Annotated in this window: 12 protein-coding genes; 6 read left to right on the top strand and 6 right to left on the bottom strand. The window is 75.4% G+C overall.

Annotated features, from left to right (window positions below; translation table 11 throughout):
• Nucleotides 1-8 precede the first annotated feature (8 nt).
• The 3 genes from BJP59_RS20040 to BJP59_RS18365 are packed head-to-tail and all read left to right on the top strand — an operon-like array spanning nucleotide 9 to nucleotide 3,748.
• Nucleotides 9-2,810 (top strand): ATP-binding protein, encoded by a 2,802-nt coding sequence (locus BJP59_RS20040; RefSeq protein WP_228485175.1) that lies wholly within the window; start codon nucleotides 9-11, stop codon nucleotides 2,808-2,810.
• Nucleotides 2,729-2,953, top strand: coding sequence for a helix-turn-helix domain-containing protein (locus BJP59_RS18370; RefSeq protein WP_228076049.1), 225 nt, complete (start codon nucleotides 2,729-2,731; stop codon nucleotides 2,951-2,953). The genes BJP59_RS20040 and BJP59_RS18370 overlap by 82 nt, the downstream gene beginning before the upstream one ends.
• A 3-nt stretch (nucleotides 2,954-2,956) precedes the next feature.
• A complete protein-coding gene (locus tag BJP59_RS18365; RefSeq protein ID WP_194521692.1) occupies nucleotides 2,957-3,748 on the top strand; it encodes a 2,3-bisphosphoglycerate-dependent phosphoglycerate mutase in 792 nt (263 codons plus the stop codon).
• A 57-nt stretch (nucleotides 3,749-3,805) separates the two neighbouring features.
• Here the strand turns inward: BJP59_RS18365 and BJP59_RS18360 are convergent, their stop codons facing one another.
• Both BJP59_RS18360 and BJP59_RS18355 read right to left on the bottom strand, forming a co-directional pair.
• The gene (locus BJP59_RS18360; protein WP_194521691.1) at nucleotides 3,806-4,999 is read right to left on the bottom strand and encodes a hypothetical protein; all 1,194 of its coding nucleotides are present in this window, start codon (nucleotides 4,997-4,999) and stop codon (nucleotides 3,806-3,808) included.
• A complete protein-coding gene (locus BJP59_RS18355; protein WP_228485174.1) occupies nucleotides 4,996-5,556 on the bottom strand; it encodes a SigE family RNA polymerase sigma factor in 561 nt (186 codons plus the stop codon). The genes BJP59_RS18360 and BJP59_RS18355 overlap by 4 nt, the downstream gene beginning before the upstream one ends.
• 517 nt (nucleotides 5,557-6,073) lie before the next feature.
• On the opposite strand from BJP59_RS18355, the gene BJP59_RS18350 reads away from it, so the two are divergent.
• Nucleotides 6,074-8,077, top strand: a complete 2,004-nt coding sequence (locus BJP59_RS18350) for a SpoIIE family protein phosphatase (protein ID WP_442861518.1) — start codon at nucleotides 6,074-6,076, stop codon at nucleotides 8,075-8,077.
• Nucleotides 8,078-8,219: 142 nt separating this feature from the next.
• Nucleotides 8,220-9,311: a sigma-70 family RNA polymerase sigma factor gene (locus BJP59_RS18345; RefSeq protein WP_194521689.1), complete on the top strand. Its 1,092-nt coding sequence runs from the start codon at nucleotides 8,220-8,222 to the stop codon at nucleotides 9,309-9,311.
• Between the two features lie 11 nt (nucleotides 9,312-9,322).
• On the opposite strand, the gene BJP59_RS18340 is transcribed toward BJP59_RS18345, so the two are convergent.
• Both BJP59_RS18340 and BJP59_RS18335 read right to left on the bottom strand, forming a co-directional pair.
• Complete coding sequence (locus tag BJP59_RS18340) at nucleotides 9,323-9,805, bottom strand: DUF1269 domain-containing protein (protein WP_194521688.1); 483 nt, start codon at nucleotides 9,803-9,805, stop codon at nucleotides 9,323-9,325.
• Nucleotides 9,806-9,857: 52 nt separating this feature from the next.
• On the bottom strand, nucleotides 9,858-10,265 hold the full coding sequence (locus tag BJP59_RS18335; protein ID WP_086149493.1) for a DUF7144 family membrane protein: 408 nt from the start codon (nucleotides 10,263-10,265) through the stop codon (nucleotides 9,858-9,860).
• 136 nt (nucleotides 10,266-10,401) lie between these two features.
• Between BJP59_RS18335 and BJP59_RS18330 the strand changes: the two genes are divergently transcribed.
• On the top strand, nucleotides 10,402-11,679 hold the full coding sequence (locus BJP59_RS18330) for an AI-2E family transporter (protein ID WP_228485172.1): 1,278 nt from the start codon (nucleotides 10,402-10,404) through the stop codon (nucleotides 11,677-11,679).
• Between the two features lie 18 nt (nucleotides 11,680-11,697).
• Here the strand turns inward: BJP59_RS18330 and BJP59_RS18325 are convergent, their stop codons facing one another.
• Together BJP59_RS18325 and BJP59_RS18320 are read right to left on the bottom strand one after the other, a co-directional pair.
• On the bottom strand, nucleotides 11,698-12,369 hold the full coding sequence (locus tag BJP59_RS18325; RefSeq protein ID WP_194521687.1) for a GAP family protein: 672 nt from the start codon (nucleotides 12,367-12,369) through the stop codon (nucleotides 11,698-11,700).
• Nucleotides 12,370-12,528: 159 nt separating this feature from the next.
• Nucleotides 12,529-13,026: a DUF1269 domain-containing protein gene (locus tag BJP59_RS18320; RefSeq protein WP_194521686.1), complete on the bottom strand. Its 498-nt coding sequence runs from the start codon at nucleotides 13,024-13,026 to the stop codon at nucleotides 12,529-12,531.
• Between the last annotated feature and the right edge of the window lie 107 nt (nucleotides 13,027-13,133).

Genomic DNA, 13,133 nt, shown 5'->3' with positions numbered 1-13,133 from the left:
TGGGGACCGTGCCCCGACCCTCCACGCGCGCGCCCTTCGTGGCCCGCGCGGCCGAGCTCGACGTGCTCGCCGCGGCGGTCGAGCGCGCGCGCCGCGGCGAGCCGGGCGTCGTGCTCGTCGGTGCGGACGCGGGGGTGGGCAAGACGCGCCTCCTCACGCGCGCGGCGGAGCTCGCGGCAGGCACGGGCGCGACGGTGGTGTGGAGCCACTGCGTCGACCTCGGCGAGGTCGGCCTCCCCTACCTCCCGTTCTCCGAGGCGCTCACGACCCTGCGCGCCCAGCACCCCGCCGTCGACGAGACGGTCGCGGCCCGTCCCGCGCTCGCACGCCTGCTCGACGCCGGCACCCCGGCCGACGACGAGCAGAGCCAGGGCGAGCGCCTCCAGCTCTTCGAGAGCGTCGCCGCCGCGATCGCGGCGTCCGGGACGCCCGAGGCGCCGCTCGTGCTCGTCGTCGAGGACCTGCACTGGGCGGACCCGTCGAGCCGCGACGTCCTGCGCTTCGTCGTCGCACGCCTGCGCGCGGAGCACGTCCTCGTCGTCGCGAGCTACCGCGCGGACGACCTGCACCGCCGCCACCCTCTGCGCCCGGTGCTCGCGGAGCTGCTGCGCCACCCGCGCGTCGAGCACGTGCAGCTCTCGCCCTTCACCGAGCGCGAGCTGCGGGAGTTCACGACGGCGCTCGCCGGCAGCCCGCTGCCGCCCGCCGCGTTCGAGTCCGTGCGCACGCGCTCCGAGGGGAACGCCTACTTCGCGGAGGAGCTCGTCGAGTCGGGCCTGGGCGACGAGCTGCCGTGGTCGCTCGCGGACGTGCTGCGCGCCCGTTTGGAGGGGCTCGACCCGGCCGTCCAGCACCTCGTGCGCGTCGCGTCGGTCTCGGGACGCCAGGTGAGCGAGCCGCTCCTGCGGGCCGCGCTGGCGCGGGACACCGACGAGGGCGAGCCCGCGGACCGGTCGTCCGGGCGTCCGTTCGACGCCGCGCTGCGCGAGGCCATCGCGCACCACGTCCTCGCGGTCGAGGGCGACGGCGCGCGCGACACGGTCGTGTTCCGGCACGCGCTGCTCGCCGAGGCGGTCGCGTCCGACCTGCTCCCGGGCGAGCGCGTCGGCGTGCACCGCGCGTACCTCGCGGCGCTCGACGACGACCCGGCGCTCGGCTCCCCCGCCCTGCGGGCCCACCACGCGCTCGCCGCGCACGACCTCCCGGCCGCGCTCACCGCGTCGCGCGCCGCGGCGCGCAAGGCGGCGCGCGTGCTCGCGCCCGCGGAGGAGCTCCGGCACCTCGAGCAGGTGCTCGCGCTGTGGCAGGCCGTGCCCGACGCCGCGACCCTCCTCGGCGAGGACCGCGTCACCGTCGCGCTCGCCGCCGCCGGGGCCGCGAGCCGCGCGGGCGAGCCGGACCGCGCGGTGGCGCTGGCGCGGCGCGTCGTCGAGGGCACCGCCGACGACCCGATGCGGCAGGCGTCGCTGCGGCACGTGCTGTCCCGGTACCTGCTCGGCACGGAGGAGGTCGAGGAGACCCTCGCGCACACCGAGGCGGCGCTCGCCGTCCTGCCCGTCGAGCCGCCGTCGCTCGACCGCGCGTGGACGCTGGCCATGCGGGCGCGCGCCGCGATGAACGCCGACCTCGACGAGCTCGCCGCCGAGGTCGCGGCCGAGGCGATCGACGTCGCGCACCGCCTCGACGCGCCCGACGTGGAGGCCGACGTGCTGACCACGATGGCGATCCTCGAGGTCGCCGACGACGACCGCGCCGCGGTGCTGCTCGCCCAGGCGCGCGAGCGCGCGGTCGAGGCGGGCGACATCCTCACCGAGCTGCGCTGCTGGTACAACATCGCCGCGAACCGCTACTACGCGGGGCGCATCGACGAGGCCCTGCAGGTCACGGAGGACGGCCTCGACCGCGCGCGGGCGACCGGCCTCGGGTGGAGCGCGTACGGCGTCGAGCTGCGCCTGTTCCGCGACCTCGTCCGGTACGTGCTCGGCGACCTCACCCCCACGGACACCGCGGGCGAGACCATGCCCGAGGGCTCCGCGCCGCAGCTGTCGTGCGTCCAGCTCTACGCCGCCGTCGCGCGCGGCGACGCGGACGCGATCGCGCGGGGCACGGCGCTGCGGCGCGACTGGTTCCGGGACGGGCAGATCGCGCTCATCTCGGGCGGGTGCTCGATCGACGCCCTCACGTGGGCCGGGCGCCGCGACGAGGCGGTGGCGCTCGCCGTCGAGCTCGTCGACCACCTGGGCCGCACGTGGAGCGACTACTTCCTGGGCCGCATCTGGATCTCCGCCCTCGCGCTCGCTGCCCTCGCCGACGCCGCGGACGCCGCCCGCCTCCAGGGCGCGGCCGGGGCCGCGACCGTCCGGGAGCTCGTCGCTCGCGGGGCCGAGCTGCTCGACGCCGCCCGCACGACCGCCGAGCGCGGCCGCCCCCGCGGGGGCGGCTCGGGCCGGAGGGCCGCGCGTGGCTCGCGCGCGCGGCGGCGGAGCACTCCCGCCTCACCGGCACGGACGACCCCGCGCTGTGGGAGGAGACGACGCGCCTCTTCGACTACGGCTACCGGTACGAGGTCGCGCGGTCCCGGTTCCGGTGGGCCCAGGCCCTGCTCGGGGCGGGCGACCGCAACGCCGCCGAGATCGAGGCGGCGCAGGCGCTCGAGGAGGCCGAGGCCATGGGCGCCGCGCCGCTCGCCGAGGCGGTCCGCGCGCTCGGGCGGCGCGGTCGCCTCGACCTGCCCGGCGTCCGCCGGTCCACGACGGCCGTCCTCACCGAGCGCGAGGAGGAGGTCCTGCTGCTCGTCGCGCAGGGTCTGACCAACCGACAGATCGGCGAGCGCCTGTTCATCTCCGGGAAGACCGTGAGCGTGCACGTGTCGAACGTCCTCGCCAAGCTCGGGGCGTCGGGGCGCGCCGAGGCCGTGTCGCTCGCGCACCAGCGCGGGCTGCTCGAGGTCTGACGCGTGGACCCGTCACCCGGGGCGCTCGTGCTCGTGCGGCACGGGCAGAGCACGTTCAACGCGGGCGACCGCTTCACCGGGCTGCTCGACGTGCCGCTCTCCGACGTCGGGGTCGCCGAGGCACGCCGCGCGGCGCGGCTCCTCGCGGACTCCGTCGCGCGCGAGCCCGCGCTCGCCCCGCGGCGCGTCGTGACCTCGCCGCTCGTGCGCGCGTCCGCGACGGCCGCCGTCGTGGCCGAGGCCCTGCCCGGGCCCCCGCCGCTCGCGGTCGAGTGGCGGCTCGTCGAGCGGCACTACGGCGCGTTCACCGACAAGCTGCGCGACGTCGTCCGCCGCGACTACGGCGAGGCCGCCTACTGGCGCTACCGCCGGTCGTACCTGCACCGGCCGCCGCCGCTCGCCGACGACGACCCGGCGCGCGCCCTCGTCGACGACACGCTCCTGCGCCTGCCCGACGCCGCGCGCGCCACCCTGCGGCCGGACGCCGAGTCCCTCGCGGACGTCGTCGAGCGCCTGCGCCCCTTCTGGGCCGCCACCCGCGCGCGGCTCCTGCACGGGGAGGCGGCGCTCGTCGTCGGGCACGGCAACTCGCTGCGCGCCCTGTCCGTGCTCGTCGACGACCTCACGCCCGAGGAGGTCCAGGAGCTCGACGTCCCCACCGGGCACCCGCTCGTGCACCGCTTCACGTCCGGGCCCGACGCCGCGCTCGTCCCCGAGGTCCGCGGCGGCACCTACCTCGACGCGCAGGGCGCCGAGCACGCCGTCACGGACCTCCGGGCCCGCGGGGGCACCTGACGGGCTCGTGCCGCCCGCGGCGGAACCTGGAGCCGAGCCCCCGCGCCGGGGTGGCGGTCACGGTCCGGCCGCGATCGCTTCGGCCCACTCCGCGAAACGCGCCGACGAGACCAGAGACACGTCGATCTGGCACTGTCGCCAGGCGTCCCCGTCCACACCGCTCGGGTCGAGGCCCCAGCGGCTCGGCAGCACGTCCGGCTCGGCCCCCCGCGCGGCGAGGCACGTCCGGAGCCCGGTCTCCTGCTCGTCTCTGGGTTCGGCGATGACCGGGAGGAGGCGGTCGAGGACCGACCGGTCGAGCACGGAGGGCGGCGCCTCGACCGGCACCACCTCGCGTGTCGACGGGTCGTACGAGAACCGGCAGGCTCGGTCCTGGCGCGGGTCGGTCAGCGGCGAGCCGCAGGTGTCGAGGGAGTTCGAGGTCCCGTCCGAGTACGTCGTGGAGGACAGGACGCCGCGGACGTCCGTCACCCGTCCCGCCTCCGGCCCGAAGAGCGCGGCGTTGAGGAACACCCCGCCCGCCCAGGCGTCGGGGAGCCGGAACGTCGGGCCGGTGGCGCCCGGCGGCTCCCCGGCCACGGCCACCCATGTCTGATGGCGCTCGCGCTCCCACGACGGGTCCGACCCGGCCGAGGTGCTGGACGACTGCACGCTCAGCACGAGCCCGTCCTCCCCGCCGGCACGCTGGAGCAGCATCAGGTGCTGGAAGCCGTCGTGCACGAGGGTCCCGGCGTCGTCGCCCCCGCGCAGGGCGGCGAGGTCGTCGTCGTCTCCCGTGAGGACCCGCAGACCCCGCGCATCCTCGCCGGCCGACGGCGCCGGGTCGTACTCGACGAGGAACCGCTCGCCGTCGCGCCACGCGCCGAGGCCGAGGTCGAGGACGTACGTGCCGTCGTCGCGCAGGTACGTGGCGGGTTCGGCGACGGCGACGACGCCGGGCGCGACGTCGACCGTGGTCGGCTCGTCGACGAGCACCTCGTACCCCGGGGAGCCGGTGACGACCTCGCGCGCGAGCTCGCGCACGCCGCCGGGGCCGCCCGCCGTGACGACGCCCGTCCCGACGAGCCCCAGCGCGACGACGCCCGCGACCCCCGCGAGGGACCGGCGCCGCTGCGCACCGCGTCGGCTCGACCGCAGGACCACGTCGAGGTCGAGCGTGGAGGGCGGGACGGCGTCGTCGGCCGAGCGTCGCAGCCGCAGGAGGAAGTCGTCGTCGGGCGGGGTGGGCGTCGAACCGGTCTCGCGGCTCATCGGGCTGTCCTTCCGCTGGTCGTGGGGGCGCCGTCGGCGGGGGCGCCGAGGAGGGTGCGGAGCCGGGCGAGACCGCGCGACGCCGTCGACTTCACGGTGCCGACGGGCATGCCGAGCTCGGCCGCGACCTCGTTCTCGCTGAGGTCGAGCAGGTGGCGCAGCACGACGACGCGCCGCTGCCGGACCGGGAGCGCGAGGAGCGCGCGCACGACGGCGTCCCGGTCGTCGACCGCGGCGGTGCCCGCCCCGCCGTCGCGCCCCACCGGACGGGCTGCTCTTTCGGCGGACGAGAGCTCGTCCGGCCCGGCGAGCACCTCGCGCCGGGTGCGGCGCCACGTGTCGATCCGCAGGTTCGCCAGGACGCGGCGTGCGTAGGCGAGCGGGTCGCGCTGCGCCGCGCGGGGCCAGGCGCGGTAGGTGCGCTCCGGGGCGTGCTGCGTGAGCTCCTCCGCGCGGTGCCGGTCCCCGCACAGGAGGTACGCCATGCGGTGCAGCGCGTCGCGGGCCTCGCGCATGAACGCGGTGAACTCCTCGTCGCGCGTGCGGCGGGCGACCACGTCGACCTCGAGCGGCGCCTCGGGCGGCCACCCGTCGTCGGGCCCGCGCTCCTCGTCCCCAACTCCCCGTCCCCCTGCTCGAGCACGAGCTCGTACCGCCCGGGGCGGTCCCGCGCGCTCACCGTGCCACCCTGCTCGGCGGGCGGCCGCCGTCGTGTCGTCGTCTCACGAGCGGAACACGCAGGACCTGCCCGCGACGTTCCCTTCTGTCCGATTTCACCCCCGGCGTCGCGCCGCGCTGGGCGGGTTGCGCTGTTTGACCAGGCTCGTCCCGGTGATACTGGACCATGACCGACGCCCAGGCGATCCACGAGCTCGTCCAGGCGGGGCTCGCCGAGCCCGCGGCGGACGAGTCGTTCGACCGCTTCGCGCGGCTCGTGCACCGGCAGCTCGGGGTGTCGTCGGCGCTCGTCACGCTGGTCCTCGACGACGAGGCGGTGCTGCCCGGAGCGCACGGCGTGCCCGAGCCGTACCAGTCGGCCCGCCGGACCCCCGCAGCCACACGTTCTGCCAGTTCGTGGCGAACGAGGCGCGCCCGCTCGTGGTCGAGGACGCGCGCACCGTCCCCCACCTGGCCACGCTGCGGGCCGTCGACGACATCGGGGTCGTCGCCTACGCGGGCTTCCCGATCTTCGACCCGCAGGGCCGGGCGGTCGGGTCGCTGTGCGCGTTCGACGCGCGGCCCCGCACCTGGTCGGACGACGAGCTGGCGACGCTCGCGGACCTGGCGTCCGCGTGCACGTCCGAGCTCCGGCTGCGCCTGGCGCAGGCCCGCGCGAAGCGCATGCAGCGCGTCGCGCTCGCGGCGAACAAGCGGTCGCGCCTGCTCCTGGAGCTGTCCGAGTCGTTCGCCGCCGCGACGTCCGTCCGCGACGTCGCCGAGCGGCTGGCCGCCGTCGGGGCGGCCATCGGCGCGCGCTACGCCGGCCTCGCCCTGCTCGACGGCGGCGGCACCCGCCTCGAGTTCACGACGCTGGACCACCTGGAGCCGGGGGTCCCGGCGTCGTTCCGCCGCATGCGCGTGGACGCGGACCGGGCCGTGTCGACCGCGGCGCGGACGCGCGAGCCCCTGTTCTTCCGCGACCACGTGCAGTACGGCGAGCGGTTCCCCGAGGCCGCGTCGCTCATCGCGCCCGACACGGTCGAGGCGCGCTCGTTCGTGCCCGTGCTCGCGGACGACCGCCTCCTGGGCGTGGTGGCGCTCGCGTGGGACACGGTCCGCGAGTTCGACGACGACGCCGTGAAGACGGAGACGACGATCGCGTCGTACGTCGCGCACGCGGTCGAGCGCGTCCGTCTGCTCGAGGAGCGCCACCGCGTCGCGGCGACCCTCCAGGCCGCGATGCTCACCGAGCTGCCGCCGGTGCGCGGCGCGGAGCTCGCGGCGACGTACGCGTCCGCGACCCGCACGGACCAGGTCGGCGGCGACTGGTACGACGCGGTGGTGCTCGACGACGACGCGTGCGTGCTCATGATCGGGGACGTCACCGGGCACGACATGCGTGCCGCGGCGCAGATGGGCCAGCTCCGGTCGATGCTGCGGACGTTCGCCTGGTGCCAGGACGAGCCGCCCGCCGTGCTGCTGCGCCTGCTCGACCGCGCGAACCGCGGGCTCGCGCTGCACTCGAGCGCGACGGCCGTCGTCGTGCGGCTCGACCGCACCCCGCAGGGGTTCGACCTCACGTGGTCCAACGCCGGGCACCCCCCACCCCTCGTGCTGCGCGCCGCCGGGACGGTCGACCCGCTCGAGTCCGCGCCCGACCTCATGCTGGGGGTGCTGCCGAGCACGCAGCGGCACGACCACCGCACGCGCCTCGCGCCGGGCGACACGCTGCTCCTCTACACCGACGGCCTCGTCGAGCGCCGCGGCACGTCGTTCGCGGAGCGCCTCGCCGGCCTGCGGTCCGTCCTCGGCGAGCACGCGGGCACCGCGACGTCGGCCGTCCCGGACGCGCTCGTCCGCCGCCTCGTCGCCGACCAGCGGGACGACGTCGCGGTCCTCGCCCTGCGCGTGCGGCACACGGTCTCGCGGGCACCGGCGCCCGGGCGCCCCTCGGTGCTGACGCGGCCGGTCGAGCACACGTCGGCGGCGATCGGCCCCGCGCGGCGGTGGGTCGACGACGTGCTCGAGAGCTGTGACGTGTCGCCCGCGGTCCGCCGCGTCGCGATGCTCCTGACGAGCGAGATCCTCACGAACGCGGTGCAGCACGGCACGACGCCGGTCCGGGCGGAGCTCGAGGTCGGGCACCGGGTGGTGCGGGTCGGCGTCGAGGACGGGTCGACGGCGCTGCCGAGGCTGCGCTCGCCGCGGCCGGAGGAGACGGGCGGCCGGGGCGTGCAGTTCCTCGAACGGTGCGCGTCGCGCTGGGGCGTCGACCTCCACGACGACCCGGGCGCCGACAGCGCTGCCGACGGTGGCAGGGCCGACGACGGTGCAGCCGGCGACGGTGCGGCGGGCGACGACGCGGTCGACGGCCGCGCGGCCAAGACCGTGTGGTTCGAGCTGGACCTCGACGGCTGACCCGGGCGGTCGTCCGGTGCCCCTGTGCGGTGTCGGAGGGCGGCGGTAGCGTGTGTGAGGTGGGCCACTCCCCCCGGGCACCGCGCGCGATCCCGTGACCCCTCGTGCACGTCGAGACGACCGAGTCCTGAGAGGCAGCACCATGACCGACCTCGCCACCCCCGCGACCCTGCGCGGCGACGCCACCGCGACCGCCGCCGCCCCCGTTGGCGCCCCTGCCCCGCTGCCCGACCGCGAGCACCTCGACGCCGTCCTCGACGGCCACCGGCGCGAGCTCACCGGCTACTGCTACCGCATGCTCGGGTCGTCGTTCGAGGCCGACGACGCCGTGCAGGAGACGTTCCTGCGCGCGTGGCGGTCCTACGACCGCTTCGAGGGCCGCTCGGCCCTGCGCTCGTGGCTGTACCGCATCGCGACGAACGTGTGCTTCGACGCGCTCGGTGCGCGCAAGCGGCGCGAGCGCCCGATGGGCCTGGGCGGACCCCAGGCCCCGGAGCTGGAGAACCTGGGCCAGGTGCTGCCGGAGGAGACGTGGGTCGAGCCCGTCCCCGACGACCGGGTGCTTCCGCACGACGGCGACCCGGCGCAGGTCGCGGTGGGGCGCGAGACCATCCGCCTCGCGTTCGTCGCCGCCCTCCAGTTCCTGCCGCCGCGCCAGCGCGCGGTGCTGCTGCTGCGCGAGGTGCTGCGCTGGCAGGCGAGCGAGGTCGCGGAGCTCCTCGACACGACGGTCGCGTCGGTGAACAGCGCGCTGCAGCGCGCCCGTGCCACGCTCGCGGCGCGCGCGCACTGGGACAGCTCGGGGCTGGGCGACGAGACGGGGTCCGCCGCGCCGGTCGCGGCGAACGCGGGTCTCGGCGACGAGGAGAAGCTCCTGCTCGAGCGCTACCTCGACGCGTTCGAGCGCTACGACATGGACGCGCTGGTCGCGATCCTGCACGAGGACGCGACGCTGTCGATGCCGCCGTACCCGCTGTGGATGCGCGGCCCGGCGGACATCGTCACGTGGATGACCGGGCCGGGCCACGAGTGCGAGGGATCGCGCATGGTCCCGGTCGCGGTGAACGGCACGTTCGGGTTCGGCCAGTACCGCCGCGCGGCCGGCGGCGGTCACGAGCCGTGGGCGCTCCAGGTCGTCGAGACGGAGGGTGGCCGCGTCACGGCCATCAACGCGTTCCTCGACACTGCCTCGTGGTTTCCGCTGTTCGGGCTCCCGGAGCGCCTCGACGACTGACGCGCCGCGGGTCAGCCGAACGTCTCGAGGAGCGTGCTCCGCTCGGCGTCCGTGAGGTTCGTGGCGACGAGCGTGCCGTGGACCCCGTGGAACCGCTCGCCGACGCGGTCGAGGTCGCCGTCCTCGGTGACGACGAACAGCGCCGACGTCCCGGGCGTCACGCCCTCGCGGATGCGGTCGAGCTGGTTCTTGTCGATCCCCACGGCCTCCATCGCCTTCGTCGACGCGCCGATCGCCGCCCCGGCCGCGGCGCCCAGCACGGGCGCGAAGAACAGCGACCCGAGCAGCAGGCCCCAGAAGGCGCCCCAGCCCGTGCCGCGCCACTCGTCCTGGTGGCCGTGGCGCGTCGTCGGCTTGGCGGCGCCCTCGGGCCACGACACGACGGCGGTGTCGACGATCTTGACGGCGTGCTCCGACGCGGAGTCGTGCAGGATCCGGGACGCCGCGTCAGCGCCCTCCGGAGAGTCGAACTTCCATACGGTGAACGTGGCCATCGTCCGCTCCCTCTGTCGGCCGATCGGTTTGCGACGCCCAGGCCGGGCGACGTCAGCGTGCGGCGCGCTCGGCCTCGTCGCCGTGGACGACGAGCGCCCACAGGACGAAGACGTCGAGCACGATCGTGATGAGCGACCACCACGGCGTGACCTGCAGGGTCGTGAACTGCGCGATCGCGTTGACGACCACGAGCACGATCGCGACCATGCGCGCCCAGCCCTTGCCGGACAGCAGCGCGAAGCCGGTGAGGACGAGCAGCACCCCGATGACGAGGTGGATCCAGCCCCACGTCGACACGTCGAGGACGACGATGCCCGCGTCGGAGACGCCGACGAGGCTGTTCGGGGAGAACACGGCGACCAGGCCGCTGATGGCGTTGAAGAAGCCGATCGTGACGAGCACGATGCCGGCGAACCACACCCAGCCGACCCATGCCGTCACCTGTGACGAGCGTGCCATGCCATCCTCCTGAGAACCGTGGAGCCCCGACCGGACGAGCGTGCGGATCGATCGTGGCACCGGCCGCCCGGTTCGGCATCCGGAAGGTCGGCGCGTCCCGGGACCGCTGCCCGGCGGCCCCGCTAGGTTCGTGGCCATGACGACGCCGCCCTCCACCGACGACCCGTGGTCGGGCGTCCCGGACGCCGGCACCCGCCCGGTCCAGCACGACTCGCGACGGCCGCCGCGCTGGGTGCCCCGCGCGCTCGCCATGGCCGTCGTCGCCGTCTTCGTCGGCGTCTTCGCCTGGTACGCCCTCGGTCAGCTCAAGGCGCTGGGCGTCAACATCCTCATCGCGTTCTTCGTCGCGCTCGCGCTCGAGCCGATCGTCGTCTGGCTCGTGCGGCACGGCTGGCGGCGCGGCGCGGCCGCCGCCGTCGCGCTCCTGGGGTCGCTCGTCGGGATCCTCGTCGTGCTCGCCCTGTTCGGGAACCTGTTCGTCCAGCAGCTCGTGCAGCTCGTCCAGTCGATCCCGGCGCTGTACGCGAGCATCCAGGACTTCGTCGCGGACCGCTTCGACGTCGTCATCCCGGACTCCGACGACCTCCTCAAGCAGGTCATCAACGACTTCGGCGACGACGTCGCGTCCGGCGCGATCGTCGTGACGACGACGATCGTCGGCGGGGTCTTCGCGAGCCTGACGATCCTCCTCGTCACCTACTACCTCCTCGCGGCGGGACCGCGGTTCCGGGCGGCCGTGTGCCGCTGGCTCACGCCGAACCGGCAGGAGGAGGTGCTGCGCCTCTGGGAGATCACCCAGGTCAAGGTGTCGGACTTCATCAACTCGCGCATCGTGCTCGCCGCGCTGTCGAGCGTGTTCACGTTCGTCTTCCTGCTGATCCTCCAGACGCCGTACGCCCTGCCGCTCGCCGTGTTCACGGGCGTCGTCTCGCAGTTCGTCCCCACGATCGGCACGTACATCGGCGGCGCGCTGCCCGTCGCCGTCGCGCTCACGTCGCAGGGGCTGCCGCAGGCCCTGGGCGTGCTCGCGTTCATCATCGGGTACCAGCAGCTCGAGAACCTGTATTTCTCGCCCAAGGTCTCCGCCCGGGCGCTGGAGATGAACCCGGCGGTGAGCTTCGTCGTCGTGCTCGCGTTCGGCGCGGTGTTCGGCGCGCTGGGCGCGTTCCTCGCCCTGCCGATCGCCGCGACGATCCAGGCCGTCGCGAACACCTACCTCCAGCGGCACGAGCTCATCGAGTCGCACATGCTCCACGACCCGGACGCCGAGGGCCACGGCCCGGGCCGGGGCAAGGGCGACGGGAAGAACAGGGACGACGACGGGCGCACCACCCGCCGCCGACGCCGCAACCGCGAGGCGAACCTCGAGGCCGAGCGCACGGTCGACGAGCGGCGCGCCGAGGGCATCGACTAGCGGGACGGTCCGGCGTGGTCAGAGCGCCGCGATGCCGTCGCCGAGCAGCTTCGCCCCGAGGACGAGCAGCAGGACGGCCATGATCACCGCGTTGTTGTGGGTCATCCAGGCCTTGAGCGCGTCGAGCATCGCGGCCGCGCGGGAGCCCATGAAGAGGTAGATGAAGACGGGCGCCGTCACCCCGATGCTCGCCACGACGGCGAACACGACGGCCGCGACCACCTGGGCGGCCGTGTCGTCCGGCGCGGCCGACGCGATCGCGGCGCCGCCCGAGACGACGAGCAGCAGGTTCTTCGGGTTGACCGCGCCGAGGAGCACCGCGAGCCCGGCCGCCTTGACGGGCGTGAACGCGTCGATCGCAGCCATCCAGCGGGGCGCGGGCGGGTCGACGCCGTCGCGCGGACGCCCCCGCCACTGCTTGAGCGCGAGCAGGAGCAGCAGCACGCCGAGGACGAGCTTGAGGATCGCCGCCCACAGCGGCGGGCCGCCGTCCTGGGGGACGGCGGACCCCGCCACGAGCGCGACGACGAGCGTCACCGCGCCGACCGCGACGAACCAGCCGACGAGGAACGCGAAGGCGTTGGCCTTCGCGCGCCCGCTCACGAGCATGAGCACGACGGCGACGATCGGGAGCGGGCTCACGAGCACGCCGACCGCGACGGGGAGGGACTGGCCGATCGCCGCGCCCACGGGCGGCCTCCTTCGTGGTCCGGTCCCGGGCGGGACGGCGGGAGCTACGGGAACGACGGCGCGCGGACGGAGGCGCGCGGGCGGGCGAGGTGCCCGACGGCGTCACGCACCGCCGTCGGGCACCTCACCCGTGCGGCCTCGCCGCGGGTCCTGGACCGCTCAGGCGTTCTCGTCGAAGGCCGCGCGGAGCTTGGCCTCCTCGTCGGCGGAGAGGTTCGTCTGGATGAGCTCGCCGTGGATGCCCTCGGCCTGGAGCGCCTCGTGCACGCGGTCGACGACGGCGCCCGACGTGAGGACGAACAGCGCGGACGTGCCCGGCGTGACCTTGCTGCGCACGGAGTCGATGAAGTCGTCGTCGATGCCGACGTCCGTGAGCGCGCCGGCGATGGCGCCGGACGCCGCACCGATCGCGGCGCCCAGGAGCGGGACGAAGAACAGGAGCCCGAACAGCAGGCCCCAGAACGTGCCGCCGAGCGCGCCGATCGCCGTCGTGTTGTTCCCCTGGCGCGTCTTCGGCTTCTTCTTGCCCTCCTCCCAGGACACGGTGGCCACGTCCTGGACCTGGATGAGCTCCTGCTTCTGGAGGGCGAGGAGCGCGTCCTCGGCGCGCTGGGCGCCCTCGGGGGTGTCGAACTTCCACACGGTGAGCGTTGCCACGTCAGACCTCGTTCCGGATCGTTCGTTCGGCGGGGGCGCGCCGTCGCGCCCCGTGACGCGTCGAACGTATCCCCGCCTCCCGGGTCGCGCGCGGCGAGCGTCGGGGA

The sequence above is a fragment of the Cellulosimicrobium sp. JZ28 genome (genome assembly GCF_015327065.1).
GTDB lineage: Bacteria > Actinomycetota > Actinomycetes > Actinomycetales > Cellulomonadaceae > Cellulosimicrobium > Cellulosimicrobium funkei.
This window is presented reverse-complemented; position numbering and strand designations above follow the sequence as displayed.

Bases quoted from the DNA above. Each gene is read 5' to 3' on its own strand.
- BJP59_RS18360 (WP_194521691.1), bottom strand. From the start codon at position 4,999: ATGAGCCGCGAGACCGGTTCGACGCCCACCCCGCCCGACGACGACTTC.
- BJP59_RS18345 (WP_194521689.1), top strand. From the start codon at position 8,220: ATGACCGACCTCGCCACCCCCGCGACCCTGCGCGGCGACGCCACCGCG.
- BJP59_RS18340 (WP_194521688.1), bottom strand. From the start codon at position 9,805: ATGGCCACGTTCACCGTATGGAAGTTCGACTCTCCGGAGGGCGCTGAC.
- BJP59_RS18335 (WP_086149493.1), bottom strand. From the start codon at position 10,265: ATGGCACGCTCGTCACAGGTGACGGCATGGGTCGGCTGGGTGTGGTTC.
- BJP59_RS18330 (WP_228485172.1), top strand. From the start codon at position 10,402: ATGACGACGCCGCCCTCCACCGACGACCCGTGGTCGGGCGTCCCGGAC.